Genomic DNA, 1,221 nt, shown 5'->3' on the forward strand with positions numbered 1-1,221 from the left:
GATCTGGACGAACTGGCCAGGCGTCAGCTTGCCTTCCGGATTGGCGACCTCGCCGCGGATCGAAACCAGCCGGCTTGCCGGATCGATCTTGGGATCGATGCCGCGGATGGAGCCGGCAAACGACATGTCCGCAAGGCTGCTGCCGAGCTTGACGGTCTGGCCGATCTTGAGCAGCGGCAGCTGCTGTTCGGGAACCGTGAAGTCGACCCGCATCGTGTCCAGATCCTGGATCGTCACCACCGAATTGCCGGGGGCCAGATATTGGCCGATATCGATCTTCGGGATGCCGACCGTGCCGCCGAAGGGCGCGGACAATTGCTTCTGGTCGAGCACCGCCTGCAGCTTGTTCACCTGTGCCGCCGAGGCATCCGCGGCGGCGCGCGCGGCGTCGAGCGTCGCGTCCGTGCCGACGCCGCGCCGCTGCAATTCGATCGCGCGGGTCAGCGCCGCCTGGTCGGAGGCGGCCTGCGCCTTCTGCGCCACCAGATCAGCCTTCTCGACCGCGTCGTCCAGCTGCAGGAGCACCGCGTCGGTGGCGACCTTCTGGTTGGCGTGGAAGAGGATGTTCTTGACGATGCCGCTCGTTTCGACGGTAAGGTCGACGCCGCGCACGGCATTGACGGTGCCGATGGCCTCGACGCCCGGCGTCCATTCCGAAGGCTTGACGACCACTGTCGAGACCGTGGCGGCCGGCGGCTTCATGGTGGCGAAATACTGCTTGATGCCGGCATCGCGCATGAAGTTGAAACCAACGATGCCGACGCAGACGAGAGCGAGCAGAATCAGGAACACAGCGATGGTGAAAAAGCGCTTCACGGACAGTCCCCTCGAGTCGGCAACCGGCAAACAATCGATGCCGGGATATCGACAACAGGTCCCGACTTCAAACGGCGCCTTACTGTACCGGCTGGACGGTCTTGTCAATTCCGCCTAAGCTAATATAGGGGAGGCGTGATGAGAGCACCCAGGGCAAACTCACGCGAAAAGATACTTGCCGCCGCCGCCGACGTGGCGCGCGAAGCAGGCCCGGGAAGCTTGTCGCTCGAGGCAGTCGCCAGCCGCGCCGGGGTGTCGAAGGGCGGCTTGCTTTACAACTTCCCGACCAAGGCCAAGCTGATGCAGGGCCTTGTCGAAAGCTATCTCCGCGACTTCCAGACGGCGTTGGAAGCACGCACCGCCGAGGCCAGGCACGAAAGCGCCCTCTCGGCCTATATCAAGCTG

Annotated in this window: 2 protein-coding genes; one reads left to right on the top strand and one right to left on the bottom strand. The window is 64.0% G+C overall.

Translation table 11 applies throughout. From position 1 onward, the window contains the following. A partial coding sequence (locus tag EOA27_RS37130) for an efflux RND transporter periplasmic adaptor subunit (protein WP_245491339.1) occupies window positions 1–816 on the bottom strand: 816 nt, incomplete at its 3' end. A gap of 138 nt (window positions 817–954) precedes the next feature. Here EOA27_RS37130 and EOA27_RS37135 point away from each other — a divergent pair. Then, on the top strand, window positions 955–1,221 hold a 267-nt coding region (locus tag EOA27_RS37135; protein WP_127258792.1), incomplete at its 3' end, for a TetR/AcrR family transcriptional regulator.

The organism is Mesorhizobium sp. M2A.F.Ca.ET.037.01.1.1 (assembly GCF_003998075.1).
In the GTDB taxonomy this organism is placed as follows: Bacteria; Pseudomonadota; Alphaproteobacteria; order Rhizobiales; family Rhizobiaceae; genus Mesorhizobium.